This window comes from Rhodanobacter sp. FDAARGOS 1247 (assembly GCF_016889805.1).
In the GTDB taxonomy this organism is placed as follows: Bacteria; Pseudomonadota; Gammaproteobacteria; order Xanthomonadales; family Rhodanobacteraceae; genus Rhodanobacter.
In genome coordinates, this window is sequence record NZ_CP069535.1 from 3,295,354 (window position 1) to 3,319,639 (window position 24,286).

Below are 24,286 nucleotides of genomic sequence, written 5' to 3' on the forward strand. Positions count from 1 at the left end.
ACGACCCGGCCAGACAGCAGGCCGTCAGCATTACAGGTCGCGCAGGCACTCCACCATGCCGTCGCTGCCGACCGAAAGCAGCTTCAGCGTATTGGTGCCGCCGCCCTGGCCGACGTGGTCGCCTTGGGTCAGCACCACACGATCGCCTTCCTGCAGGCGACCTTCGGCGAACAACTGCTGCACGGCCGAGCGTGCGGTGGCGACCGAGGTCAGGCCCTCGTGGGAGAACGCCACCGGCTGCACGTCGCGCAACAGCAGCATGCGCCGACGCGAACCGGCCATCGGCGACAGGGCAAAGATGGGTACGGCGCTGCCGTAGCGCGACAGCCATTGCGCGGTGGCGCCGGATTCGGTCAGCGCCACGATCGCCCGCACGTCGAGCTGGCTGGCCAGCATCATCGCGGCCAGCGCGATCGCCTGGTCGGTGCGATCGAGCATGTGGCCGGTGGCGGTCAGGTCCTCCTTCGGCTCGAACTGGCGTTCGGCGCCCAGGCAGATCCGGCGCATCGCGGCCACCGCCTTGTCCGGATGCGCACCGGCGGCAGTTTCCTCCGACAGCATCACCGCGTCGGTGCCGTCGATCACCGCGTTCGCCACGTCGAGCACTTCGGCGCGGGTCGGGATCGGCGAGCGCACCATCGACTGCAGCATCTGGGTGGCGGTGATCACCGCGCGGTTGCGCTGCACCGACTCGCGGATGATCTTCTTCTGCAGGCCGGGCAGTTCGGCGTCGCCGATCTCCACGCCCAGGTCGCCGCGCGCCACCATCACCACGTCGGACGCGTCGATGATTTCGCCCAGCACGGGGATCGCATCGGCGCGCTCGATCTTCGCCACCAGCGCGGCGTTGCCGCCGGCCTCGTGCAGCAGGCGCCGCGCCTGGTGCATGTCCTCGGCCGAACGGACGAAGGAGATGGCCAGGAAATCCGCGCCGATCTCGGCGGCCAGCTTGATGTCGGACTTGTCCTTGTCCGACAGCGCCGTCACCGAGAGTCCGCCGCCCTGGCGGTTGAGTCCCTTGCGGTTGGACAGCCTGCCGCCGATCAGCACCCGGCAACGCACCTCGGCGCCGACCACGTCCAGCACGGTCAGCGCGACGAGCCCGTCGTCCAGCAGCAGCACGTCGCCGGCCTGCACGTCGCCGGGCAGGCCGTAATAACTCACGCCCACGCGCGAGGCGTCGCCGGGCGGCGCGTCGGGCCGGCAATCCAGCACGAAGGGCGCGCCGTCGGCCAGCTCCACCGGCCCGTTGGCGAACGTCTCGATGCGGATCTTCGGACCTTGCAGGTCGGCCAGGATGCCCACCTCGCAACCGGCTTCGCTGGCCGCGGCACGCACCGCATTGGCACGCGCCCGATGATCGTCGGGCTGGCCGTGCGAGAGATTCAGGCGAACCACGTTGACGCCTTCGGCGATGATCCGCGCCAGCATGCCCGGCGCGTCGGTGGCGGGGCCCAGGGTGGCGACGATCTTGGTACGACGCAGCGGATTCTCGTTCATGAGTCGAGGCTAGCAGATGAATGGCAGCGCGCCACCCCCATGCATTCGTATGCATGAAAACGGTGACGCGGACGGACGGCTATTTGCCCAGGGCGAGGTTCAGTACCGCCGCCAGCCGACGGCCGGCCTGGCGCAGGCGCAGCTCCGCCTCGGGCAGCTCGGCCCTGACGTAGGCCTTGTCGATTGCATGCCCGGACGGATAGAAACCCGGCTCGGCGGTCATCCGGCAGGATTCCTCTGCCCACTGGGCGTAGGGGTTGTCCAGCGGGGCGATCGGCGCGGGCAGCGCGACCGGCACGGCGGAATCCAGCCGTTGCGCGTACTGCTGCCAGTCCAGGTCGCGGCTGTAGAGCATGCTCGAATCCCACACCTTGTGCAGGTTGCTGCCCTTGCCCTCGAACTGCACCTGGAAGGTGTTGCCACCCTTGTCGTCGCGATAGCCGGCATGCAGCGGCTGGTGGATGTCGCCGACAAAATGCACCACGAATTTCAGCGCGTTGCGCCGCGCCTTGTCGCTCTGGCTGCGGTCGCCCAGCACGCCGACGTAATACTGCAGGGCCGACACCACGCAATTGCCTTTGCGGCAATCGCGCGGCGGCACGTAGTCGCAGGCGCTGCCGCCGCGGAAGTTGATGTAGTGCTGGCCGCGAGTCTGCTTCCACAAGGCCGCCATCGCCGGATCGTCCTGCATCTGGTCCGGCCAGTTGGCGACGTCGGCCAGCGAGCTCGTGTGCTCCGGCGCCAGCAGGCGCACGACCTCGGCTTCGGCGGCGGGACTCAGATGGCGCTGCGCCAGTTCGGCCACCACGCTGTGCCCCAGCGGCCCCCATGCCTGCGCCGGCGCGATGACGAGACAGGCCAGCAGGACGGCGGCGCGGCGGGTGAAACTCATGGCGGTTGATCCAGCGGAATGATGTCCGCAGCATGCCACAGACGGCTGCGGCTTTTTGCCGCTCGCCGTGCCCCGTGCACGGCGGCGGCCGGTGCCATGCCATCCGGCTTCGCCCGGCCTGCCGCGGCGGTCGGGCAACCCGGGCGGATTGGCTGTAAAATGGCCGTTTCCCGGCCGCTGCCGCGGCCTTGCCTGCCATCCCCTAAGGAGGACGTTCACTCATGACCATCAAGGTCGGCATCAACGGCTTCGGCCGCATCGGTCGCAACGTGCTGCGCTCTGCCGTGCAGAACTTCGGCAACGATATCGAGATCGTGGCGATCAACGACCTGCTGGAGCCGGACTACCTTGCCTACATGCTGAGCTACGACTCCGTGCACGGCCGCTTCAAGGGCGACGTGAAGATCGTGGACGGTCAGTTGGTGATCAACGGCAAGACCATCCGCCTGACCCAGGAACGCGACCCGGCCAACCTGAAGTGGAATGAAGTGAACGCCGACGTGGTGATCGAGTCCACCGGCCTGTTCCTGACCAAGGAAACCGCGCAGAAGCACATCGACGCGGGCGCGAAGAAGGTGATCCTGTCCGCGCCGTCCAAGGACGACACGCCGATGTTCGTCTACGGCGTCAACGACAAGACCTACAAGGGCGAGGCGATCATCTCCAACGCCAGCTGCACCACCAACTGCCTGGCGCCGATCGCCAAGGTGCTCAACGACAAGTGGGGCATCAAGCGCGGCCTGATGACCACCGTGCACGCGGCCACCGCCACCCAGAAGACCGTCGACGGCCCGAGCAACAAGGACTGGCGCGGCGGCCGCGGCATCCTGGAAAACATCATCCCGTCCTCCACCGGCGCGGCCAAGGCGGTCGGCGTGGTGATCCCCGAGCTCAACAAGAAGCTCACCGGCATGAGCTTCCGCGTGCCGACCTCGGACGTCTCGGTGGTCGACCTCACCGTCGAGCTGGAAAAGGACGCCAGCTACGCCGAGATCTGCGCCGAGATGAAGGCACAGTCGGAAGGCGCGCTGAAAGGCATCCTCGGCTATACCGAAGACAAGGTCGTGGCCACCGACTTCCGCGGCGAAACCTGCACCTCGGTGTTCGACGCCGACGCCGGCATCGCGCTGGACAGCACCTTCGTCAAGCTGGTCAGCTGGTACGACAACGAGTGGGGCTACTCGAACAAGTGCCTGGAAATGGTGCGCGTCATCGCCGCGTAAGCGAAGGCCATCGCCACACGAAAAAGCCGGGCATTGCCCGGCTTTTTCGTGGAACGAGGAGTCAGTGGAGATGAGCGGGAAGTGAGAAAGAGCCTTTTCTCCCGTTTCTCACTCCTCTCCACTCACTCCTCGCTTCTCCGCAGCAGCGGCAGCTTGTCCGGCACGCCGTCCCACTTCGCTGCATCCTCCATCGCCGGAATCTTGCTGGTCAGCACCGGCCATTCGCGCGCCAGCTCGGCGTTGATCGACATGAAGATCTCCTGGCCCGCCGGCACGTCGAGCTCGGGGAAGATCGCGCCGACCGGGCACTCCTCCACGCACAGCGTGCAGTCGATGCATTCGTCGGGGTCGATCACCAGGAAATTGGGACCGGCGTGGAAGCAGTCCACCGGACACACCTCGACGCAATCGGTGTGCTTGCAGTTGATGCAGTTTTCGGTGACGACGTGCGTCATCTTGCCTCCTTCCGACGCCTGCCGGTGTGTCGCTGGAGTGTCCGGGACGGATAGTGCGAAAGCCATGATCCAGGTCAGTGCCGATGACGCCCCACCATCGCAGAATTCACTCGATCCCCAACTTCCCCAAGGAGCAACCCATGATGCGCAAACTGATGGCCATTGCCCTGCTCGGCCTGCTTTCCACTCCGCTGATGGCCGCCGAATGCGCGACCACGGTCGAGGCCAACGACGCCATGCAGTTCAACACCAAGACGATCACCGTACCCAAGACCTGCAAGTCGTTCAAGGTCACCCTGAAGCACACCGGCAAGCTGCCGGCCACCGCGATGGGGCACAACTGGGTGCTGTCGCACGCCAGCGACGAAGCAGGCGTGATTTCCGACGGCATGAAGGCCGGCGCGGGCAGCAGCTACGAGAAGCCGGGTGACGCGCGCATCATCGCGCACACCAGGCTGATCGGCGGCGGCGAATCCGATGTCGCCACGATCGACGTGGCCAAGTTGAAGGCCGGCGAGCAGTACGCGTTCTTCTGCACCTTCCCCGGCCATGCCGCGCTGATGAAGGGCACCTTGAGCCTGGGCCAGTAAGCTCCTTGGACCAGCGACGCATCCGGCCGCCATGGCCGGGTGCGTTTTTTGTTGGTGCCGGCATCACGCAGCGCTCCACGCACGGATCTACCATGTCCCGCATGAACCCGCAGTCACCCCTCGATGAAACCGCCCTGGCCAGGCTGGTCGACCACTTCTACGAGAAGGTGCGGCGCGATGCGCAGATCGGCCCGATCTTCAACGCTGCCGTGCATGACTGGGACGAGCACAAGCGCCTGCTCACCTCGTTCTGGGCCTCGGTGGCGCTGCGCGCCGGCAGCTATCGCGGCAACCCGATGGGCGCACACCGGTCCCACCCGATCCGCGCCGAACACTTCGACCGCTGGCTGGCGCTGTGGCGCGAAACCTGCGCGGAAGAACTGGACGAAACCGCGGCCGCCACGATGCTGGAATACGCCGAGCGTATCGGTCGCAGCCTGAAATACGGACTGGGTCTCCATCCGCAGGCCCAGCCGTTCGGCGTGCCGATCGTCGGCATCGAGCGCCCGTAGGAGCGCACAGGGTGCGCTCCTACAATAGTCGCGATCAGGCCAGCACTTTCAACGCCGCGTCATAGTCCGGTTCGTGGCCGATCTCGCTGACCAGCTCGGCGTGGATGACCTTGTCGTGTTCGTCCAGCACCACCACCGCGCGCGCGGCCAATCCCGCCAACGGGCCGCTGGCGATCGCCACGCCGTAGTCGTTGAGGAACTGGCGGCCGCGCATCAGCGACAGGTTGATCACCTTGTCCAGTCCTTCGGCGCCGCAGAAGCGCGCCTGCGCGAACGGCAGGTCGGCGGAGATGCACAGCACCACGGTGTTGTCGAGCTGGCCAGCCAGCTCGTTGAAGCGGCGCACCGAGGTGGCGCACACGCCGGTGTCGATGCTGGGAAAGATGTTCAGCACCTTGCGCTTGCCGGCATGGCTCGACAGCGTCACGTCGGACAGGTCGCCGCCGACCAGGCTGAAGGCCGGCGCGGTCGAACCCGGCGCGGGAAACTGGCCGTCGACGCTGATCGGCTGGCCCTTGAATGTGACTGCGGACATCGTGCACCTCGTTGCTGGATGGATGGCTACAAGTAGAACATGGTCTTGGCCAGGAACACGATGCCGACCATCAAGCCCAGCACGATGCGATGGGTATGCCTGAACCGGCAGACATCCATCCTGCCGCTGCGCATCGCCCACATCGCGTTGACGAATACCCCGAGCACGCCGAACGCCAGCAGCACCTTGAGCAGCAACCAGTTGCCGAAGCGGCTGCCGACGCATTCCAGTCCGCCGCAGCGGATCTCGAACAACACGCCGCCGCTGACGAACAGCAGGATAACCACCACCGGCATGAACCGGCGCACCCGCGCCATCACGGCCTTCTCGATGCGCTGCATGGTGGCGATGTCGAAATGCCGGTGCAGCGCTTCGAGCACCACCACCTCGAAGGTCACCGCGCCGACGAACACGATCGCGCAGGACAGGTGCAGCAGCACGATCCACGGATACCAGGCACTCATGCGCACTCTCCGGAAGCATGCGCCCAAGTCTGCGCGCGACCGCCGCATGTCGCGCTGACATGGATCAACCCGGGCTGCCGCCCTGCGCTCAACCCTGCGGCGTGGCAGCCACCAGCTTGCGGATCGCCTCGACGAAGGCCGGGTCGAGCTTGCCGATGCGGGTGGTGCGCGCGGCGATGCGACCGTCGCTGTCCAGCAAGATCAGTTCGCTGCTGTGGTTGAATTCCTTGTCCGGCAGCTGGCGATACTGCAGGCCCAGCACGCCGGACAGCTGGCGCACCTGTGCGGGCTCGGCCCGGGCCAGGGTCCAGATGCGCGAATCCAGCTTGCGCTTGTCGGCGTAGCTGCGCAGCGTGGCCACGTCGTCACGGGCGGGGTCGAAGCTCACCGCCAGCAGGTCGATCCGGGCACGGGTGGCCGGGTCCAGTGCATTGCGGGTCAGCCGCATGCTGTCGATGATCATCGGGCAGACCATCTGGCACGAGGTGTAGAACATGGTGACCAGCTGCGGCCGGCCGCGCCGCTCGGCCAGCTTCTGCCGATGACCGTCCTGGTCGGTCAACTGCACCGACAGGTTGTAGACCGAATCGCCGGGCAGCGGCGTGGCCGCCCGCGCGCTGCCGAGCAGCAGGAGCATCGCAAGCAGGGACAACAGACGTTTCATGGCGCATGCCTCATTCTGACTTCGCGCAACGGAAGCCCATGTTGTTGGTGGTGTTGGCGGCCTTGAGCGCGGACAGCATCGCAATGCGCATCAGCACCGCGTAGTTTTCCTTCTCCTGCAGGCTGATCGCGCCCGCGCCGCAGAATTTCAGCAGGTCCGGATCGCCCTGCTCGCGGCTGTCGCTGGCGACCATCAAGGCGTTGAAGTCGTCCACCCACTCCCACACCAGCCCGTTGATATCGCGCACGCCATAGACGTTGGCGATGCCGCCCACGTCGGGCAGGGCCGTGTTGGACGGCCGCGCGTACCAGCCCAGGATGCTTTCGCGCCAGGCCGGGTCGGCGCGGGCGTCGCGGCGGGTGGCGTCGGCCGCGGCCGCGTATTCCCATTCGTACCAGCTGGGCAGGCGCGCGTTTTCGCTCTCGCAATAGGCTTGCGCCGCAAACCAGCTGACCCGGGTCACCGGCTGACGCGGCAACGCCGTGTCACCCAGTGCGTCGGCGCTGCCCCACTGGGTGAGGTAGCGCGCATCGGCGAGGATGCTGGCCACCTTGTCGCGTTGCCACTCGGGATGCTTCTTCACGAAGGCCAGGAACTCGCCGTTGGTGACCAGTTCGGTGCGCAGGCGGAATGGCGCCACCTGCGCCGGCGCCGCCTTGCCGTCGGCGGGCAGCACGCTGGTGAAGGTCCCACCCGGCAGGGCGACGTAATCCGCCGCCACTGCCGGCAGTGCCAGCATCAGTCCCAGGACGAACAGCAGGCCTGCGCGCATCTCAGTGCTCCGGGGCCGCCGCAGCGGGTGCCTCTGCGCGTGCCTTAGCCACTTCTTCCTTGCTGATCTGGCCACCCGGGTTGTCCCAGCTGTTCAGCACGTAGGTGAGGATGTTGGCCACCTCGTCGTCGTTGAGCTGGCTCATCGGCGGCATCACCGAGTCGTACTCGTGGCCGTTCACCGTGATCTTGCCGGTCAGGCCGTGGGTGACGATGGTCATCGCCCGCTTCGGATCGGCCGCCAAGAAGTCCGACTTCGCCAGCGGCGGGAACACGTTGGCCAGGCCTTCGCCGTTCGCCTGGTGGCAGACCGAACAGGTGCCGGTGAACAGCTGCTTGCCCGCGGCGATCTGCTCCTCCTTGGTCAGCGTGCCGGCCGCATGCGCCTTGGCCGCCGTGGTCACCGCCTTCAGGTTCGGCTCCGAGCGATCGCCCAGGTACACCGCGTCCACTTCCTTGCCCGAGTAGATCGACTTGTCTTCCGGACCGTCCACCTTGAGGATGCCCAGCGCGCCCTTGTTGAAGGCGCGGAAGATCGAGTGGTCGACCAGCACGTAGCTGCCCGGCACGTCGGTGTGGAATTCCACGATCGCCGCGCCGCCGGACGGGATCAGCGTGGTCTGCACGTTGTGCTGCGCCACCGTGCCGCCCTCGGGTTGCACCTTGTCGAAGATCTCGCCGATCACGTGGAAGCTCGACACCAGGTTCGGACCGCCGTTGCCCACGAACAGGCGCACCGTCTCGTTGGTCTTGGCGGTCAGCGCGTTGTCGCCGGTGAGCGCGCCTTCCTTGCCGTTGAACAGCACATAGGTCGGATGCTCGTCGATCGCCTTCTCCATGTCGAACGGCTGCAGGCCCTTCTGCCGGTACTTGCCGGTGGTGTAGAAGTCGCCCTGCATCACGTAATACTCGTGGTCGACCGGGCTCAGGCCCTCCGGCGGCTCGACCAGGATCAGCCCGTACATGCCGTTGGCGATGTGCATGCCCACCGGCGCGGTGGCGCAGTGGTAGACGAAGATGCCCTGGTTCAGCGCCTTGAAGGTGAACTGTGATTCGTGGCCCGGCGCGGTGAAGCTGGACGCCGCACCGCCACCCGGACCGGTCACCCCGTGCAGGTCGATGTTGTGCGGCATCTTGCTGTCCGGCGCGTTCTTCAGGTGGAACTCCACCGTGTCGCCCTGGCGCACCCGGATGAAGCTGCCCGGCACGGTGCCGCCGAAGGTCCAGAAGGTGTAGCTGACGCCTTCGGAAATCGGCATCTCCTTCTCGACCACTTCCAGCTCGACGATGACCTTCGCCGGATGGTTGCGATGGATCGGTGGCGGCACGTGCGGCGGGCTGGTCAGCACCGCGTGGATCGGCTCGCCCTGGGGCGGGCCGAAGTCGCCGTGAATCGAAGCAGCGGGGGTCTCCGCGGCCGGACTGGCCCCGGCCGTGGCCTGCGGCTTGCCGGAGCAGGCCGCCAGCGTGAACAGCGCCGCCGTGGCGAGTAGGAATAGACCTGGACGTGACATGGACGCTCTCCGTGAGTTCTTGCGACTGCAAGCCTAGGCTATCTCACGGAAACCCAAGTGACGTGAGTCAATTGGCGAATCTTTTCCGCCGGGGTGCGTCACCCTGTCAATGCACTCAACCCGGCTTGCCGTCCGCCCGCGGCGTCAGGTAGATCCACGCCGAGCGCAGCACCCACGGCAGGAAAGCCAGCAACCAGCCGTAGGCGGCAATCACCAGCCACAGATAGACATCGCCACCCAGTTCGGCACGGATGCGCAGCAGGGTCACCACCTGCAGCAGGGCGAAGCACAGCCACGCGACCTTGCCCATCTGCATCGGCCGGCCGGAGTGGCCCTGGGTGACCCGGGTGACCATCGCCACCAGCATCGAGCCGAAGAAACCGATGCCCAGCGCATGCAGCGGGGCGCGGCCCAGGATCAGCTGGCCGCTCAAGGCATGCACCACGTCCTGGATGGCGAACAGCGCGAACGCCACCGGCAACCAGGCAAACGCCAGGTGCAACACCGCCAGGATGCCCGGGCGCATCGCCTTCCACGGCTGCCAGCGCAGCGAGTGCCAGGCAAACACCAGCGCCAGCGGGATGTCGACGACCCACAGCCAGTCGAGCACGCCACGCCAGTCCAGCAGCAGATGCGCCAGCAACAGCGCCCACACCACCGGCATGCTCCAGTCCGGCCGGATCACCTCGTACCCCTTCACCATGTTGCCGGTGAAGAACGGCAGCATGCGGTGCATCACCGAGAAATAGATCGGCAGCAGCAGGCCGAAGGTGCCCAGCTTGATCGCCAGCAGCGCGCACTCCGCCGGCGCGCCGAACAGGTAGGCCAGGAAGATCGCCAGCCCCAGCGCGCCCAGGCACAGCGCCGCCAGGCAGGAACGCGCGTGACCCTTGCGCTCGGCCACCGAAGCACGCAACACCCCGGCCAGCGTCACCACACCGATCAGATAGCCCGCCAGCATCACCGCGATGCCCAGCTTGAGCAGCCACGCCAGGTCGAGCAACCCCGCATTCGCCAGCACGTAACCGCCGAAGACGCCGCCGGCGACCGGCAGGAAGCGCGTGCGCGGCAGCTCGGGGCGGCCCAGCCACTTGGGAAACGTGGTCATCAGGAAGCCGAACATGAACAGCGGAAACAGGCCGTACTGGATCAGCATCGCGTGCGCCCAGCCCGGCGGAATCGTGGGCTGCGGCCAGCCGGCCAGGCCGAAGCGCATCCAGGTCAGCTCCACCGCCCACCACGCCATGCTCAGCAGCACCGCGACGGTGCCGGCCAGGAACAGCGGCCGATGCGGGGCGGAGGCCAGCAGGCGGGCGGCTTCGGCGAACGCCGGCGGCGTGTTGCCGGCGGATGGCGAATCAGACATGGCGAGTCCACACGAATGCGAATGATTCGCCATGCTGCCACAGCGCCTTCGCCGGCAACCATGACATGCATCAACCACGCCCCGCGGCATGGCCGGCGCTTCAGCGAATCATCGGGTCCGGCAATGCCCGGACGGCACCCCGCTCGAGCTCAATCCGGCAGCAGGGCTTCGCCGATCTTGCGCAGCGCCGCCACATTCAGCAGCTCCAGCTCGCGTCCCTCGATCGCGATCAGCTTCTGCGCGCGGAAGCGGCTGAGCACGCGGCTGACGGTTTCCGCGGCCAGCCGCAGGTAGTTGGCGATGTCGCCACGCGACATGCTGAGGTGGAACTGGCTGCCGGAGAATCCCCGCACCGCGTAGCGGTTGCCCAGGTCCAGCAGGAAGGCGGCGACGCGCTCGTCGGCGCTGTGGTCGCCGGCCAGCAGGCTGGCCGTGCCCAGTTCCTTGCTCAGCATGCGGAACAGGTGCTGCTGCACGGCCGGCACGCGCGAGGCCAGCGCGCTCATCGCGGGGAACGAGAAACGGCAGAAGTACGCCGTGTCCAGCGCCACCGCGTCGCACGGGAAATGCTCGGGATAGATCGCGTTGAGGCCGATCACCTCGCCCGGCAGATAGAAGCCCAGCACCTGCTCGCGGCCTTCCTTGTCGACCATGCGCGTCTTCACCGTGCCCGAACGCACCGCGAAGATCGCCCGGAACGGATCGCCGGTACGGAAGATGTGCTCGCCGACGCGGAACGGCCCGACGTGTTCGACCAGGCATTGCAGCTCGGCCAGCTCGGGCTTGTCGTAGCCGGCGGCGATGCACGCGCTGGAAAACGCGCAGGTACCGCAGAAGCGCGTTTCATCGCCGTCGTCGGCAATCGGGCTACGCGGCTCGGGCAGGCGACCTGGCCGACCTGGCGTGGGCTTGAATTGCATGATTGTGATGAGGCCGGGTTGGGGCTGCGTCGTCGTCGATCAGATCACGCGCGAAAAACGCGGTGCCTGCGCCGCTTCGTCCAGATAGGCGTCGAAGCACATCGCGATGATACGCAACAGCAACCGTCCCCGCGAGGTGACCCGGATTTCGCGGTCACTCTCCAGCACCAGGCCATCGGCCACCAGCGCCTGCAGCCGCTGGCGTTCACGCATGAAATATTCGTCGAACACCAGCCGGTGGCGCGCGCCGAAGCCGTGCTTGTCCAGCACGCCGTGGCACATCAGTTCGTTGATCAGCTCGCGCCGGATCAGGTCGTCTTCGTCCAGTTGCAATCCGCGCATCAGCGGCAGGCGGCCGGCATCCAGCGCTGCGTAATAGCCGACCAGGTCACGCGCATTCTGCGTGTAGCTGTCGCCGATGCGGCCGATCGCACTGACGCCCAGGCCCACGATGTCGCAGTCGCCATGGGTCGAGTAACCCTGGAAATTGCGCTGCAGCGTGCCCGCGCGCTGCGCCAGCACCAGCTCGTCGCTGGCCTTGGCGAAGTGGTCCATGCCGACGTAGACGTAGCCGGCGGCGGACAGGTGCTCCAGCGCACGGCCGAACAGCGCCAGCCGGGTGGCGGCATCGGGCAGGTCGGCGGCGTCGATCTGCCGCTGCGCCTTGAACATCTCCGGCAGGTGCGCGTAACCGTAGACCGCCACGCGGTCGGGGTTGAGCGCCACGATCTGGTCGAGCGTGCGGCTGAAGCCGGCCACGGTCTGGAACGGCAGGCCATAGATCAGGTCGACGCTGGTGGAACGGAACGACGACTCGCGCGCCGCGTCCAGCACCTCGCGGGTCTGCTCGAAACTCTGGATGCGGTTGACCGCCTGCTGCACCACCGGGTCGAAATCCTGGATGCCGACCGAGATCCGGTTGAAGCCCAGGGCGCCCAGGTTGCGGATGTAGTCGCCGTCGGCGAAGCGCGGATCGATCTCGATGCCGTATTCGCGCTCCGCCTCGTGGCTGAAGCTGAAATGCCGCGCCAGCGACTCCAGCAGCTCGCTCATGTGCGCGGTATCGAGGAAGTTCGGCGTGCCGCCACCGAAGTGCAGCTGGCGCACCGGGCGATCGCGGTCGAACAATGGCGCGATCAGTTCGATCTCGCGATACAGCCGTTCGAGGTAGCGATCGGCCTGGGTCACGTCGCGGGTGATCACCCGGTTGCAGCCGCAGTAGAAGCACGGGCTCATGCAGAACGGCACGTGCACGTAGAGCGACAAGGGCCGCGGGATCGGCTCCTCGTTGGAGGCCCGGATCACGCCGCGCAGCACCGTCTCGTCGAAGCCGGCCTTGAACTGCGGTGCGGTCGGGTAGCTGGTGTAGCGCGGACCGGCCACGTCGTAGCGGGCGATCAGCGCCGGGTCGAATTCGGGAGTGCTTATGGGAATGGCCATGGAGCGAGTCTGTCCCCGCTCCGATCCGGCTGCCTTGATCCGGATCAATTAGGCCATCGGCCGCGACGCCACGCCGCAGCCGCCCCTCCGCGCGATGACCTCAAGGCTTGTGCGGTTCGATCTGCTGCTCGATCGAGCCAAAGATCGAGGCGCCGCCGGCATCGGTGACGTCGATCTTCAGGCGGTCGCCGAACTTCAGGAACGGCGTGGTGGGATGGCCGTCGCGCAGGGTTTCCACCGTGCGCTGTTCGGCCAGGCACGACGCGCCCTTGCCGGTGTCCTCGTTGGCGATGGTGCCGGAGCCCACAATGGTGCCGGCGGTCAGCGGCCGCGTCTTCGCCACGTGGGCGACCAGTTCGGCAAAGCTGAACTGCATGTCCACGCCACACTCGGCCTCGCCGAACCATGCGCCGTTCAACCACGTGCGCATCGGCAGGTGCAGCTTGTCGTCCTGCCACGCATCGCCCAGCTCGTCGGGCGTCACCAGCACCGGCGACAGCGCCGAGCGCGGCTTGCTCTGCAGGAAGCCGAAGCCCTTGGCCAGCTCGCCCGGGATCAGTCCGCGCAGGCTCACGTCGTTGACCAGGCCGACCAGCTGGATGTGCTCCGACGCCTGCGCCGGCGTGGTCGCCATCGGCACGTCATCGGTGACCACCACCACCTCGGCTTCCAGGTCGATGCCGAAATCCTCGCTGGGCACCACCACCGGATCGCGCGGACCCAGGAAGCCGGCGCTGGTCGCCTGGTACATCAGCGGATCGGTGTAGAACGACTTCGGCACCTCGGCGCCGCGGGCGCGGCGCACGCGCTCGACGTGCGGCAGGTAGGCCGAGCCGTCGACGAATTCATAGGCGCGCGGCAGCGGCGAGGCCAGTGCGTGCATGTCCAGCGCGAAGGCATCGGCGGCGTTGCCGGCGTTCAAGTCGTCCGACAGCGCATTGAGCCGCGGCGCGGCGTTCGACCAGTCGTCCAGCGCCGCCTGCAGCGTCGGCGCGATGGCGCTCGCCTTCACCGCGCGAGTGAGGTCGCGGCTGACCACGATCAGCGTGCCGTCGCGGCCGCCTTCCTTGAGACTTGCGAGTTTCATGGATTATTCCGCTCTTCTGAAGAGTCCGCCATGGATGGCGGTCTTGTTCTTTGCCGTCAAGGAGGACGGCACCAGTCAATATCAACCACAGCCTTCCACGTAATCGACCTGCGGCGGCACACCCATGCGCCATCGCGTCACCTTGCCATGTTCATCGGTTTCAAACAGCAACACGCCGTCACCTTGCGGCGCGGCGATGCGCAGGTATTTTGCGCCATCGACATACTTGTGCGGCTGCGCCTCGACACGCGTTCCGTACAGCGCGCGGATCTGCGCCTCGTCCATGCCGACCTTGCCACCGCCGGGCGCGAGCTCTTTCGCGCTGCCCACGTCGTAGCGCACGAAATGGCCGGCTTCAAACATGAAGGCGAAATCCTTTGGCGACTTCACCCAGGCCGGGGTCTTGTAGAAGCACGTTGAGCCCTGCTCCGGCGCGCCCTTCAGCTCGCCACTCCAAGCCTTATTGAAGCTGGCCTTATTGGAGCTGGCCTTGTTGAAGCTGGCCTTTTCGAACGCGGCCTCGTCCATGCCGAAACGCAGGTCGCCGTAACCGTCGTAGCGGGCCATCGTGTCGGCAGCGCTCGTTGCCGGCGTGCTCGTGGCCACGGCCGGACGGGCGCTCGATGCGGCGACAGACGGGGCCTCCGCCGTCGGCGGTGCCGACGGGCCCGCCTGGCCGCATCCGGCCAGCGCCAGCACCGCGGCCACGATCAGCGCATGGCATTTCACGCCTTGCGGCCTGCATCGAAATGCTTCGCGATGCCCTGCCAGCACTCGTGATAATCCTGCTGCAACTGCGGTGCCTCCAGCGCCTGCCGGGTGGGACGGATCACCTTGCGCGTCTCGAACATGAAGGCCATGGTGCCGCCGATCACGTCGGGCTTCGACAGGTCGGCGTTCGACGCCTTCTCGAACGTGGCCGCATCCGGACCGTGCCCGCTCATGCAGTTGTGCAGCGAGGCGCCGCCGGGGACGAAGCCCTCGGCCTTGGCGTCGTAGACGCCGGTGATCAGGCCCATGAACTCGCTGGCCACGTTGCGATGGAACCAGGGCGGACGGAACGTGTGCTGCGCCACCAGCCAGCGCGGCGGGAAGATCGCGAAGTCGATGTTCGCCGTGCCGGCGGTGTCGCTGGGCGAGGTCAGCACGGTGAAGATCGACGGATCGGGATGGTCGACGCTGATCGAGCCGATCGTGTTGAAGCGGCGCAGGTCGTACTTGTACGGCGCGTAGTTGCCGTGCCAGGCGACCACGTCGAGCGGCGAATGACCGATCTTCGCCGACCACAGCCCGCCCTGGAATTTCGCCACCAGCTCGAATGCGCCCTCGACGTCCTCGTACGCCGCCTCCGGGGTGAGGAAGTCGCGGGCGTTGGCCAGGCAGTTCGAGCCGATCGGGCCCAGATCCGGCAGGCGCAGCAGGGCGCCGAAGTTCTCGCAGACGTAGCCGCGGACGGTGTCGTCGAGCAGGTCGACGCGGAACCGCACGCCGCGCGGAATCACCGCGATCTCCTGCGGCTCCAGCTCGATCACGCCCAGCTCGGTGGCCAGCCGCAGCCGGCCCTGCTGCGGCACGATCAGCAGCTCGCCGTCGGCGTCGTAGAAGAAACGCCCCTGCATCGAGCGATTGGCCGTATAGACGTGGATACCGATACCCGCCTGCTCGGCCGGGCCGCCGTTGCCGGCCAGGGTCACCAGGCCGTCGATGAAGTCGGTCGGCTGTTGCGGCAGCGGCAGCGGATTCCAGCGCAGCTGGTTCGGCGTGGCGGGCGCCTCGTCGAAGCGGTTATGGAACGTGGCGTGGGCCAGCGGCTGGAACGGTTGATGCACCGCCGCCGGGCGAATCCGGTACAGCCAGCTGCGCCGGTTGCTGTGGCGCGGCGCGGTGAATGCAGTGCCCGACAACTGCTCCGCGTACAGGCCATGGGCCACGCGCTGCGGCGAATTCTGGCCGACCGGCAAGGTGCCGGCGATCGCCTCGCTGGCAAACTCGTTGCCGAAACCCGACTGGTAGCCCTTGCTGACATCGATCGTCATGAGGAGAGACCCTTAGAGGAAACCGCGCTTCATCTGGTCGCGCTCGATGCTCTCGAACAAGGCCTGGAAATTGCCCTCGCCGAAACCTTCGTTGCCCTTGCGCTGGATGATCTCGAAGAAGATCGGGCCGATGTTGTTCTGGGTGAAGATCTGCAGCAGCTTGCGCTGCTTGGTTTCCATGTCGGCGTCGATCAGGATCTTGTTCTTCGCCAGCCGCGCCACGTCTTCGCCGTGGTTCGGCACGCGCACGTCGATCACCTCGAAGTAGGAGTCCGGGGTGTCGAGGAATTCCACGCCGGCCGCGCGCATCTTCTCCACCGTGTCGTAGATGTCGTCGGTGAAGCAGGCGATGTGCTGGATGCCTTCGCCATGGTAGGCGTCGAGGTATTCGTTGATCTGGCTCTTCGGGTCGTTCGACTCGTTGAGCGGAATGCGCACGATGCCGTCCGGTGCGGTCATCGCCTTGGACACCAGGCCGGTCTTGGCGCCCTTGATGTCGAAGTAGCGGATCTCGCGGAAGTTGAACAGGCGCTCGTAGTAGTCCGACCACTTCTGCATGTTGCCGAAGTACAGGTTGTGGGTCAGGTGGTCGATGAAGGTGAGTCCGAAACCGGCCGGGTTCTGTTCGGCACCGGGAATCGCCTCGTAGTCGGCGTCGTAGATGCTGCCGGCGCTGCCGTAGCGATCGACCAGATACAGCATGCAGTCGCCGATGCCCTTGATCACCGGCGCGCCGACCGCCTTGCTGTCGACCTTGTCGGTCACCGCCTCGCCGCCGTTGCCGAGCACGGCAGCCAGCACCTCGTCCGCGGGTTTCCTGAACCGGATCGCGAAGCCGCAGGCGCTGGGGCCGTGCTTGTCGGCGAAGTCGGCAGCGAACGAATCGGGGTCCTCGTTGACCAGGAAGTTCACGCCGTTCTGGCGGTACACGGTGATCGGCCGCGACTTGTGCTTCAGCACGGCGCTGAAACCCATCCGCTTGAACAGGTCGTGCAGTTCATCGGCGCGACCGGCCGGGGCGGCGAATTCGACGAATTCGAAACCGTCGATACCCATCGGGTTTTCGAACGTGGTGACCTGCATGCCAAGGTTCGGCTGGGCGTTCATGGCGCTCTCCTGTGTGACGGTGCACGATGGCAGCACGAGAGCGTGGCACCATCGACGGTAAACCCACGTTATAGTTTCATATGAAACCATTTGCAAGGACCATCGCCGCAATGCCCCGAAAGCGCAAGCCTGCCCCAGCCACCGCCGAGCACGCCCCGCTGCAGCTGGAGCATTTCCTGCCGTACCGGCTGTCGATCCTGTCCAACACGATCAGCCAGGCGATCGCCGACGACTACCAGCGGCGCTACGACATCTCGGTGACGGAATGGCGGGTAATGGCGGTGCTGGCGCGTTTCGAGGGCTTGTCGGCGCGCGAGGTGGCCGAACGCACGGCGATGGACAAGGTGGCGGTGAGCCGTGCGCTGGCCCGACTGGTCGAGGCCGGCCGGGTCGACCGGGCCACCCACGACAACGACAAGCGCCGCTCGGTGCTGAGCCTCACCGAAGCGGGCTGGGCCATGCACGACGAAGTGGCGCCGATGGCGCGTGCCCGCGAACGCGAAGTGCTGGCCAGGCTGGACGCCGAGGAGCAGCGCTGGTTGACGCGGATACTGGACCGCTTGATGGAGTAAGAGCGGGAACGCACACCGCGCCCGCTCTTGTTCTGCGTTCCCGCTCCTGCCTCACCTCACCCCGTGCATCAGCTTGTTGATCAGCGGGGCGATCAGGAACAGCAGCACGCCGCCGCCCAGCAGGATCCAGAAGCCGGAGGTGTAGCCGGACAACGCCGAGTCCACGGTCATGCCGCTGTCGCCGCTGACGTGGGCGGCGAACAGGCCGGCCAGGTTGTTGCCGATCGCGGTGGACAGAAACCAGCCGCCCATGCCCAGCCCGACCAGGCGCACCGGCGCCAGCTTGGTCACCATCGACAGGCCGATCGGCGACAGGCACAGCTCGCCGGCCGTCTGCAGCACGTAGCACAGCACCAGGGTCCACAGCGGAATCATGCCGTTGTCGCCGACCAGGCCGGACAGCGCATACATCAGCACCGCGAAGCCCAGCGCGTTGCCGATCAGCCCCAGCCCGAACTTGCGCGGGATCGACGGTTCGATGCGCCGCTTGTCCAGCCAGCCCCACGTCATCGCCACCAGCGGCGCCAGCAGCACGATCGCCACCGGGTTCACCGACTGGAACCAGCCGACCGGGAATTCCCAGCCCGCCAGGTTGCGATCCACGATGTGCTGGGCCAGGAAGTTGAACGAGCTGCCGGCCTGTTCGAAGAACATCCAGAACAGCACGTTGAAGGTGAAGATGATCAGCATCGCGATCACCCGCTGGATCTGCACGCGTCCGGTGCGGATCGCCTCGATCACCAGCATCACGCCCACGCCGATGAACAGCGCGGTCAGCAGCCACTGGATCGCCACCGCACCGGCACGATCCATCAGCAGGTAGACCAGCGGAATGGCCACCAGCACGCCGATGGCCACGTACACCACGCGCATCGGGTTGGCGATTTCCGGTGCCGGCTTGCCGACCGGGCCGAGCTGGCGACGACCGAACCAGAACCACACCAGGCTGATCAGCATGCCCACGCCCGACGCGGCGAAGACCACGTGGAAGTTGTCGTGCTGCGGCGTGCCGAAGACGCGTTCGGCCAGGTAGCTGGTCAGGATCGGCGCGATCAGCGCACCGGCGTTGATGCCCATGTAGAACAGCGTGAAGCCGCGGTCGCGGCGCGAGTCGCCGGTGGCGTACAGCTGGCCCACCATCGAGGAGATGTTCGGCTTGAACAGGCCGTTGCCCACGATGACGGTGGCCAGGCCCAGCATGAAGATCTCGTGCTGGGGCACCATCACCATGAACAGGCCCGCGGCCATCACCACCGCGCCCAGCAGGATCGAGCGCTGGTAGCCGATGATCTTGTCCGCCACGTAGCCGCCGAACACCGCGGTGGCGTAGACCAGCGCCAGGTAGGCGCCATAAGTGCGGCTGGCCGAAGCCTGGCCGGCTTCGTCGCCGTTGAAGAACTGCGCCACGATGTACAGCGTGAGCGCCCAGCGCATGCCGTAGAACGCGAAGCGCTCCCAGAACTCCGACATGAACAGCATCCACAACGGACGCGGATGCCCCAGCATTTGCGGATAGTCGGGTACCGGCTTCGCGTCGCCGGCGAGTGTGCTGTTACTCATGCCTTGCCCCTGTACTCATCGGTGATTCGCAGGTTATTGCGAACGGCCAGATGTAACCGGCGGCTCCGCATCCGTCAAATGCGCTGCAGCACGCGGCCCGGGGAAAAGCCGCGCGCTGCCGGGGCCTGATCGCTTCAGCGCACGCCGTGCATCAGCCGGTTGATCAGGGGCGAAATCAGCAGCAACAACACACCGGCACCGGCCAGCAGCCAGAAGCTGAAGGTGAAGCCGTCCAGTGCGGAGGCGGCGGTCATCCCGCTTTCGCCGCTGATCCTGCCGGCCAGCAGGCCGGACAGGTTGCCGCCCACCGCCAGCGACAGGAACCAGCCGCCCATCGCCAGGCCGACCAGTCGCGGCGGCGCCAGCTTGGTCACCATCGACAGGCCGATCGGCGACAGGCACAGCTCGCCCACCGTCTGCAGCACGTAGCACAGCACCAGCGGCCAGAATGGAATCAGCCCCTGCACATCGAGCAGGCGCGACAGCGCGTACATCAGCACCGCAAAACCCAGGCCGTTGAAGATCAGGCCTAGGCCGAACTTGCGCGGGATCGACGGCTCGCTCCTGCGCGACGCCAGGAAAGCCCAGACCACGGTGACCACGGGCGCCAGCACGATGATCGCCAGCGGACTGACCGACTGGAACCAGCCCACCGGGAAGATCCAGCCGCCGAACATCTGCCGGTCAACCAGGTTCTCGGCGAGGAAATTGAACGAGGTGCCCAGCTGGAAGTAGAACATCCAGAACAGGATGTTGAAGGCGAAGATGATCAGCATCGCCACCACCCGGTCGACCTGCACCCGATCGTGCCTGACCGCCTCGACCAGCAGCATCACCGCCACCGCGACGAACAATGCGCCGAGCATCCAGGACAAGCCGGTGGTGACGAAGGCCAGCAGCAGGTACACCAGCGGCACCGCGACGACCATGCCCAGCACCACCCACACCACGCGCATGCGGCCGGCCGCTTCCGGCGCCGGTCGGCCCACGCCCTTCAGGCCGCGCCGGCCGAACCAGAACCACAGCAGGCTGAGCAGCATGCCCACGCCGGCCGCGCCGAACACGATGCGGTAGTTCTGCTGCATCGGCGTATCGGTGAAATGGCCGGCCATCCAGCCGGTCAGCAGCGGCGCCAGCAGCGCGCCGCCGTTGATGCCCATGTAGAACAGGGTGAAGCCGCGATCGCGGCGCGGATCGTCGCGCCCGTACAACTGCCCGACCATGGTGGAGATGTTCGGCTTGAACAGCCCGTTGCCCACGATCACCATCGCCAGGCCGAGCAGGAAGACACCGCGGCTGGGCAGCATCACCACGAACAGGCCCAGCGCCATCATCAGCGCGCCCAGCAGGATCGAGCGCTGGTAGCCGATCACCCGATCCGCCACGTAGCCGCCGAAGATGCTGGAGGCGTAGATCAGCGCGGTGTACGCCCCGAAGATGCTGGCGGCCCACGCCTGGCCGGAGGCATCGCCGTGGTAGAAGTGCGCCACGATGTACAGCGCCAGCGCCCAGCTCACGCTGTAGAACGCGAAGCGCTCCCAGAACTCGGTCATGAACAGCATCCACAACGGACGCGGATGCCCCAGCGTCTGCGGATACTCGGGTGCGGTGCTGGTCTGGACGGCTTCGTTCATGGGTGCTCCCGGATTTCAGGTGGCACATCATGACGGGATTCAGGCCGGGCTGCGCAAGCGGCGGGCGATTCGCTCAGCTGCCCAGCACGGTGCGCACGTCCAGCAGTTCGGGGAAGAATTCCAGATCGAGCGCCTTCTTCAGGAAGCTCACCCCGGACGAACCGCCGGTGCCACGGCGATGGCCGATGATGCGCTCCACCGTCTTCATGTGGCGGAAACGCCACAGCTGGAAGCTCTCCTCCACGTCCACCAGCTGTTCGCACATGTGGTATTCGGGCCAGAACCCCGCGCGATCCTCGTAGATGCGCTTGAGCACCGGCAGCAGCGCCTCGTTGCGACGATACGCCCGCGTCCAGTCGCGCTCCAGCAATTCGGCCGGCACCGCGTGGCCACGCCGCGCCAGGTAACGCAGGAACTCGTCATACAGGCTGGGCGCTTCCAGCACCCCGCGCAATTCCGCCTGCGCGGCCGGATCGTGCGCGAACACCTTGAGCATGTCGGCGTTCTTGTTGCCCAGCAGGAATTCGATCTGGCGATACTGCAGCGACTGGAAGCCGGACGACGGCCCCAGCACGCCACGGAACTCCAGGTACTCCGCCGGCGTCAGCGTCTCCAGCACCGCCCACTGCTCGAACAGCTGGCGCTGCACCTGCTTCACCCGCGCCAGGATCTTCAGGCAGGCATCGATGTCATCGGCCCGCAGGTACAGCACCGCCGCCTTCAGCTCGTGGATCAGCAGCTTCATCCACAACTCGGAGACGTGGTGCTGCACGATGAACAGCATCTCGTCGTGATGCGGCGGCTGGCTCAGCGGCTGCTGTGCCGACAGCAAGGTGTCCAGATGCAGATAGCCGCCGTAGGTGATCTGTCCGTTGAGATCGGTCTGGATGCCGGCTTCGAGATCGCGCTGGTTGTCGGTCATGGTGTTCCGTCACGTTTCCGGAAAACGGCCATGGTAACGGCTGCCGCCCGGTCAGTCCCTGACCCAGGACATGGGGCTCGTCCTGGACACCTCGAATACTTGGCAACAGTCGCGGGAGACCCGCTTTGCAGTGCGTTTGACGTTCCGGGAAGCCGCGCGACAAGCCCATCCGTACGCCCACGAATGCTGCGCTGTACCTTGCAGCGCAACATGCCCGCCTGTTATCAAGCGCGGTCTTGTTCGGTCGTTTGTGTGCCCGAGGATGCGTCGAGGGCACGCCATCAACCAGGTTTTTCCCTCTCTTCCTCACCCCGGAGCGAGTCGTGACCATCGCCGCCAAGTTTGAAATCGAATACCTGCAATACCTCGACGCCGAGGGCAAGCAGGTCCGTGACGATCTGCCCGAGTTCGCCAAGGACCTCGAGCACATGGTCAAGCTGTACAAGCTGATGCTGTCGACCCGCGTGTTCGACGCCAAGTCGATCGCGCTGCAGCGCACCGGCAAGCTGGGCACCTACGCCAGCTGCCTGGGCCATGAAGCGGCGCACGTCGGCATCGGCAGCGCGATGCGCCCCGAGGACGTCTACGCGCCGAGCTACCGCGAGTACGGCGCCCAGCTCTATCGCGGCGTGCAGCCGCGCGAGGTCTACATGTACTGGGGCGGCGACGAGCGCGGCAACGATTACCAGCAGGAACCGGCGCGGCATGACTTCGCCTGGTCGGTGCCGATCGCCACGCAGTGCCTGCATGCGGCCGGCACCGCGCTGGCGTTCAAGATCCGCGGCGAGAAGCGCGTGGCGGTGTGCACCATCGGCGACGGCGGTTCGTCCAAGGGCGACTTCTACGGCGCCATCAACATCGCCGGCGCGCAGAACCTGCCGCTGGTCGCGGTGATCGTCAACAACCAGTGGGCGATCTCGGTGCCGCGCAAGATCCAGTCCGGCGCGCCCACGCTGGCGCAGAAGGGCATCGCCGCGGGCCTGTTTTCGATCCAGGTCGACGGCAACGACATCATCGCGGTGCGCAAGGCGATGGAAGACGCGCTGGAGCGCGCACGCAACGGCGAAGGCGGCAGCGTGCTGGAACTGGTCACCTATCGTCTGGGCGACCACACCACCGCCGACGACGCGCGCCGCTATCGCGGCGAGCAGGAAGTGAAGGACGGCTGGGAAAAGGAGCCGATGAAGCGCCTGCGCCACTGGCTGGTGGCCAAGGGCGTGTGGGACGACGCAAAGGAAGAAGCCTGGAAGGCCGAGTGCGACGACTGGATGGACAACGAGGTGAACGCCTACCTCGAGACCAAGACCCAGCCGGTCTCGGCGATGTTCGACTACATCTTCGCCGAAATCCCCGCCGATCTCGCCAAGCAGCGCGATTACGTCCTGTCGCTTGAAAACAAGGGTCATTGAGTCATGGCACAAATCACTCTCATCGAAGCCGTCACCCAGGCGCTCGCCTATGAAATGGCGCACGACGATTCCGTCGTGGTGCTGGGCGAAGACGTCGGCGTCAACGGCGGCGTGTTCCGCGCCACCCAGGGCCTGCAGGAAAAGTTCGGCGAACTGCGCGTGCTGGACACGCCGCTGGACGAAACCACCATTGCCGGCGTCACCGTCGGCCTCGCCGTGGCCGGCATGAAGCCGGTCGCCGAGGCGCAGTTCGAAGGCTTCATCTACCCGATGATGGAGCAGATCGCCTGCCACGCCGCGCGCATGCGCAACCGCACCCGCGGCCGCCTGACCGTGCCGGCAGTGTGGCGCGCGCCGTGGGGCGGCGGCATCCGCGCACCGGAGCATCACTCCGAGGCGAACGAGCACCTGTTCACCAACATCCCCGGCCTGCGCGTGGTGATGCCGTCCTCGCCCGCGCGTGCCTACGGCCTGCTGCTGGCGGCGATCCGCGATCCCGATCCGGTGATGTTCTTCGAGCCCAAGCGCATCTACCGCCAGTACAAGGAAGAAGTGCCGGACGACGGCGAGGCGCTGCCGCTGGACGTGTGCTTCGTACTGCGCGACGGCACCGACGTGACCCTGGTGAGCTGGGGCGCACAGGTGAAGGAAGCGCTGGAAGCGGCCGACGAACTGGCCAGCCAGGGCATCAGCGCCGAAGTGATCGACGTGGCCACGCTGACCCCGCTGGACTTCGACACCATCGCCGAATCGGTGCAGAAGACCGGCCGCTGCGTGATCGTGCACGAAGCCCCGAAGACCGCCGGCTTCGGTGCCGAGATCGCCGCCCGCCTGGCCGAGGAATGCATGTACGACCTGCTCGCCCCGGTCGAGCGCGTCACCGGCTTCGACACCCACATCCCGCTGTTCCGCCTGGAAATGAAATACCTGCCGAACGTGGAACGCGTCGTCGACGCGGCGAAGCGTACCCTCGCAGCAAGCTGACGCCCTTGCTCCTCCCCCTGCTTGCAGGGGGAGGCTGGGAGGGGGTAAAGCTCTTGATCTGAAGCCCGGATCAAGAGCACCCCACCCCAACCCTCCCCTGCAAGCAGGGGAGGGAGCAAACCGGAAAAC

Annotated in this window: 24 protein-coding genes; 6 read left to right on the top strand and 18 right to left on the bottom strand. The window is 66.4% G+C overall.

Features of this window, described 5'->3' with window-relative positions; all coding sequences use genetic code 11:
* Nucleotides 1–30: 30 nt before the first annotated feature.
* The gene (gene pyk / locus I6J77_RS14970) at nt 31–1,500 is read right to left on the bottom strand and encodes a pyruvate kinase (RefSeq protein ID WP_204109625.1); all 1,470 of its coding nucleotides are present in this window, start codon (nt 1,498–1,500) and stop codon (nt 31–33) included.
* Between the two features lie 79 nt (nt 1,501–1,579).
* Nucleotides 1,580–2,392, bottom strand: a complete 813-nt coding sequence (locus tag I6J77_RS14975; protein WP_204109626.1) for a S1/P1 nuclease — start codon at nt 2,390–2,392, stop codon at nt 1,580–1,582.
* Between the two features lie 221 nt (nt 2,393–2,613).
* Between I6J77_RS14975 and gap the strand changes: the two genes are divergently transcribed.
* Nucleotides 2,614–3,615: a type I glyceraldehyde-3-phosphate dehydrogenase gene (gene gap / locus I6J77_RS14980; RefSeq protein ID WP_204109627.1), complete on the top strand. Its 1,002-nt coding sequence runs from the start codon at nt 2,614–2,616 to the stop codon at nt 3,613–3,615.
* A 122-nt stretch (nt 3,616–3,737) separates the two neighbouring features.
* Here gap and fdxA read toward each other — a convergent pair whose 3' ends face one another.
* Nucleotides 3,738–4,070 (bottom strand): ferredoxin FdxA, encoded by a 333-nt coding sequence (fdxA, locus tag I6J77_RS14985; RefSeq protein WP_204109628.1) that lies wholly within the window; start codon nt 4,068–4,070, stop codon nt 3,738–3,740.
* Nucleotides 4,071–4,213: 143 nt separating this feature from the next.
* Between fdxA and azu the strand changes: the two genes are divergently transcribed.
* Together azu and I6J77_RS14995 are read left to right on the top strand one after the other, a co-directional pair.
* Nucleotides 4,214–4,660 (top strand): azurin, encoded by a 447-nt coding sequence (gene azu, locus I6J77_RS14990; protein ID WP_204111510.1) that lies wholly within the window; start codon nt 4,214–4,216, stop codon nt 4,658–4,660.
* A gap of 101 nt (nt 4,661–4,761) precedes the next feature.
* Nucleotides 4,762–5,172: a group III truncated hemoglobin gene (locus I6J77_RS14995; protein WP_204111511.1), complete on the top strand. Its 411-nt coding sequence runs from the start codon at nt 4,762–4,764 to the stop codon at nt 5,170–5,172.
* A 34-nt stretch (nt 5,173–5,206) separates the two neighbouring features.
* Here I6J77_RS14995 and tpx read toward each other — a convergent pair whose 3' ends face one another.
* From tpx to hppD, 12 genes are all read right to left on the bottom strand, one after another.
* Nucleotides 5,207–5,707 (bottom strand): thiol peroxidase, encoded by a 501-nt coding sequence (tpx, locus tag I6J77_RS15000; protein ID WP_204109629.1) that lies wholly within the window; start codon nt 5,705–5,707, stop codon nt 5,207–5,209.
* 26 nt (nt 5,708–5,733) lie between these two features.
* On the bottom strand, nt 5,734–6,171 hold the full coding sequence (locus I6J77_RS15005) for a CopD family copper resistance protein (protein WP_204109630.1): 438 nt from the start codon (nt 6,169–6,171) through the stop codon (nt 5,734–5,736).
* A gap of 88 nt (nt 6,172–6,259) precedes the next feature.
* On the bottom strand, nt 6,260–6,835 hold the full coding sequence (locus I6J77_RS15010; protein ID WP_204109631.1) for an SCO family protein: 576 nt from the start codon (nt 6,833–6,835) through the stop codon (nt 6,260–6,262).
* A 10-nt stretch (nt 6,836–6,845) separates the two neighbouring features.
* The gene (locus I6J77_RS15015; RefSeq protein ID WP_056766692.1) at nt 6,846–7,607 is read right to left on the bottom strand and encodes a formylglycine-generating enzyme family protein; all 762 of its coding nucleotides are present in this window, start codon (nt 7,605–7,607) and stop codon (nt 6,846–6,848) included.
* Between the two features lies 1 nt (nt 7,608).
* Entirely contained in the window at nt 7,609–9,120 is a 1,512-nt protein-coding gene (gene nirK / locus I6J77_RS15020; RefSeq protein ID WP_204109632.1) for a copper-containing nitrite reductase, read from the bottom strand.
* A gap of 115 nt (nt 9,121–9,235) precedes the next feature.
* Entirely contained in the window at nt 9,236–10,486 is a 1,251-nt protein-coding gene (locus I6J77_RS15025) for an NnrS family protein (protein ID WP_204109633.1), read from the bottom strand.
* Between the two features lie 149 nt (nt 10,487–10,635).
* On the bottom strand, nt 10,636–11,406 hold the full coding sequence (locus I6J77_RS15030) for a helix-turn-helix domain-containing protein (RefSeq protein ID WP_056766688.1): 771 nt from the start codon (nt 11,404–11,406) through the stop codon (nt 10,636–10,638).
* Between the two features lie 39 nt (nt 11,407–11,445).
* A complete protein-coding gene (gene hemN, locus I6J77_RS15035; RefSeq protein ID WP_056766686.1) occupies nt 11,446–12,846 on the bottom strand; it encodes an oxygen-independent coproporphyrinogen III oxidase in 1,401 nt (466 codons plus the stop codon).
* A 100-nt stretch (nt 12,847–12,946) separates the two neighbouring features.
* On the bottom strand, nt 12,947–13,933 hold the full coding sequence (locus tag I6J77_RS15040; protein WP_204109634.1) for a fumarylacetoacetate hydrolase family protein: 987 nt from the start codon (nt 13,931–13,933) through the stop codon (nt 12,947–12,949).
* Nucleotides 13,934–14,014: 81 nt separating this feature from the next.
* Entirely contained in the window at nt 14,015–14,662 is a 648-nt protein-coding gene (locus I6J77_RS15045; RefSeq protein WP_204109635.1) for a lipoprotein, read from the bottom strand.
* Nucleotides 14,659–15,969, bottom strand: coding sequence for a homogentisate 1,2-dioxygenase (hmgA, locus tag I6J77_RS15050; protein WP_204109636.1), 1,311 nt, complete (start codon nt 15,967–15,969; stop codon nt 14,659–14,661). The genes I6J77_RS15045 and hmgA overlap by 4 nt, the downstream gene beginning before the upstream one ends.
* A gap of 12 nt (nt 15,970–15,981) precedes the next feature.
* On the bottom strand, nt 15,982–17,076 hold the full coding sequence (hppD, locus tag I6J77_RS15055) for a 4-hydroxyphenylpyruvate dioxygenase (RefSeq protein ID WP_204109637.1): 1,095 nt from the start codon (nt 17,074–17,076) through the stop codon (nt 15,982–15,984).
* 110 nt (nt 17,077–17,186) lie between these two features.
* Here hppD and I6J77_RS15060 point away from each other — a divergent pair, with 110 nt between their 5' ends.
* A complete protein-coding gene (locus I6J77_RS15060) occupies nt 17,187–17,648 on the top strand; it encodes a MarR family winged helix-turn-helix transcriptional regulator (protein WP_056766676.1) in 462 nt (153 codons plus the stop codon).
* A 51-nt stretch (nt 17,649–17,699) separates the two neighbouring features.
* Here the strand turns inward: I6J77_RS15060 and I6J77_RS15065 are convergent, their stop codons facing one another.
* The 3 genes from I6J77_RS15065 to I6J77_RS15075 all read right to left on the bottom strand — a co-directional run bounded on the left by I6J77_RS15065 (nt 17,700) and on the right by I6J77_RS15075 (nt 21,764).
* The gene (locus I6J77_RS15065) at nt 17,700–19,208 is read right to left on the bottom strand and encodes a peptide MFS transporter (protein ID WP_204109638.1); all 1,509 of its coding nucleotides are present in this window, start codon (nt 19,206–19,208) and stop codon (nt 17,700–17,702) included.
* Between the two features lie 134 nt (nt 19,209–19,342).
* Nucleotides 19,343–20,842 (bottom strand): peptide MFS transporter, encoded by a 1,500-nt coding sequence (locus I6J77_RS15070; RefSeq protein WP_204109639.1) that lies wholly within the window; start codon nt 20,840–20,842, stop codon nt 19,343–19,345.
* A 73-nt stretch (nt 20,843–20,915) separates the two neighbouring features.
* On the bottom strand, nt 20,916–21,764 hold the full coding sequence (locus I6J77_RS15075; RefSeq protein ID WP_204109640.1) for a tryptophan 2,3-dioxygenase: 849 nt from the start codon (nt 21,762–21,764) through the stop codon (nt 20,916–20,918).
* Between the two features lie 323 nt (nt 21,765–22,087).
* Between I6J77_RS15075 and pdhA the strand changes: the two genes are divergently transcribed.
* Nucleotides 22,088–23,173, top strand: a complete 1,086-nt coding sequence (pdhA, locus tag I6J77_RS15080) for a pyruvate dehydrogenase (acetyl-transferring) E1 component subunit alpha (protein ID WP_007808232.1) — start codon at nt 22,088–22,090, stop codon at nt 23,171–23,173.
* Nucleotides 23,174–23,176: 3 nt separating this feature from the next.
* Nucleotides 23,177–24,157 (top strand): alpha-ketoacid dehydrogenase subunit beta, encoded by a 981-nt coding sequence (locus I6J77_RS15085; RefSeq protein ID WP_056718084.1) that lies wholly within the window; start codon nt 23,177–23,179, stop codon nt 24,155–24,157.
* The last annotated feature ends 129 nt before the right edge of the window (nt 24,158–24,286 follow it).

Bases quoted from the DNA above. Each gene is read 5' to 3' on its own strand.
- pyk (WP_204109625.1), bottom strand. From the start codon at position 1,500: ATGAACGAGAATCCGCTGCGTCGTACCAAGATCGTCGCCACCCTGGGC.
- I6J77_RS14975 (WP_204109626.1), bottom strand. From the start codon at position 2,392: ATGAGTTTCACCCGCCGCGCCGCCGTCCTGCTGGCCTGTCTCGTCATC.
- gap (WP_204109627.1), top strand. From the start codon at position 2,614: ATGACCATCAAGGTCGGCATCAACGGCTTCGGCCGCATCGGTCGCAAC.
- fdxA (WP_204109628.1), bottom strand. From the start codon at position 4,070: ATGACGCACGTCGTCACCGAAAACTGCATCAACTGCAAGCACACCGAT.
- azu (WP_204111510.1), top strand. From the start codon at position 4,214: ATGCGCAAACTGATGGCCATTGCCCTGCTCGGCCTGCTTTCCACTCCG.
- I6J77_RS14995 (WP_204111511.1), top strand. From the start codon at position 4,762: ATGAACCCGCAGTCACCCCTCGATGAAACCGCCCTGGCCAGGCTGGTC.
- tpx (WP_204109629.1), bottom strand. From the start codon at position 5,707: ATGTCCGCAGTCACATTCAAGGGCCAGCCGATCAGCGTCGACGGCCAG.
- I6J77_RS15005 (WP_204109630.1), bottom strand. From the start codon at position 6,171: ATGAGTGCCTGGTATCCGTGGATCGTGCTGCTGCACCTGTCCTGCGCG.
- I6J77_RS15010 (WP_204109631.1), bottom strand. From the start codon at position 6,835: ATGAAACGTCTGTTGTCCCTGCTTGCGATGCTCCTGCTGCTCGGCAGC.
- I6J77_RS15015 (WP_056766692.1), bottom strand. From the start codon at position 7,607: ATGCGCGCAGGCCTGCTGTTCGTCCTGGGACTGATGCTGGCACTGCCG.
- nirK (WP_204109632.1), bottom strand. From the start codon at position 9,120: ATGTCACGTCCAGGTCTATTCCTACTCGCCACGGCGGCGCTGTTCACG.
- I6J77_RS15025 (WP_204109633.1), bottom strand. From the start codon at position 10,486: ATGTCTGATTCGCCATCCGCCGGCAACACGCCGCCGGCGTTCGCCGAA.
- I6J77_RS15030 (WP_056766688.1), bottom strand. From the start codon at position 11,406: ATGCAATTCAAGCCCACGCCAGGTCGGCCAGGTCGCCTGCCCGAGCCG.
- hemN (WP_056766686.1), bottom strand. From the start codon at position 12,846: ATGGCCATTCCCATAAGCACTCCCGAATTCGACCCGGCGCTGATCGCC.
- I6J77_RS15040 (WP_204109634.1), bottom strand. From the start codon at position 13,933: ATGAAACTCGCAAGTCTCAAGGAAGGCGGCCGCGACGGCACGCTGATC.
- hmgA (WP_204109636.1), bottom strand. From the start codon at position 15,969: ATGACGATCGATGTCAGCAAGGGCTACCAGTCGGGTTTCGGCAACGAG.
- hppD (WP_204109637.1), bottom strand. From the start codon at position 17,076: ATGAACGCCCAGCCGAACCTTGGCATGCAGGTCACCACGTTCGAAAAC.
- I6J77_RS15060 (WP_056766676.1), top strand. From the start codon at position 17,187: ATGCCCCGAAAGCGCAAGCCTGCCCCAGCCACCGCCGAGCACGCCCCG.
- I6J77_RS15065 (WP_204109638.1), bottom strand. From the start codon at position 19,208: ATGAGTAACAGCACACTCGCCGGCGACGCGAAGCCGGTACCCGACTAT.
- I6J77_RS15070 (WP_204109639.1), bottom strand. From the start codon at position 20,842: ATGAACGAAGCCGTCCAGACCAGCACCGCACCCGAGTATCCGCAGACG.
- I6J77_RS15075 (WP_204109640.1), bottom strand. From the start codon at position 21,764: ATGACCGACAACCAGCGCGATCTCGAAGCCGGCATCCAGACCGATCTC.
- I6J77_RS15085 (WP_056718084.1), top strand. From the start codon at position 23,177: ATGGCACAAATCACTCTCATCGAAGCCGTCACCCAGGCGCTCGCCTAT.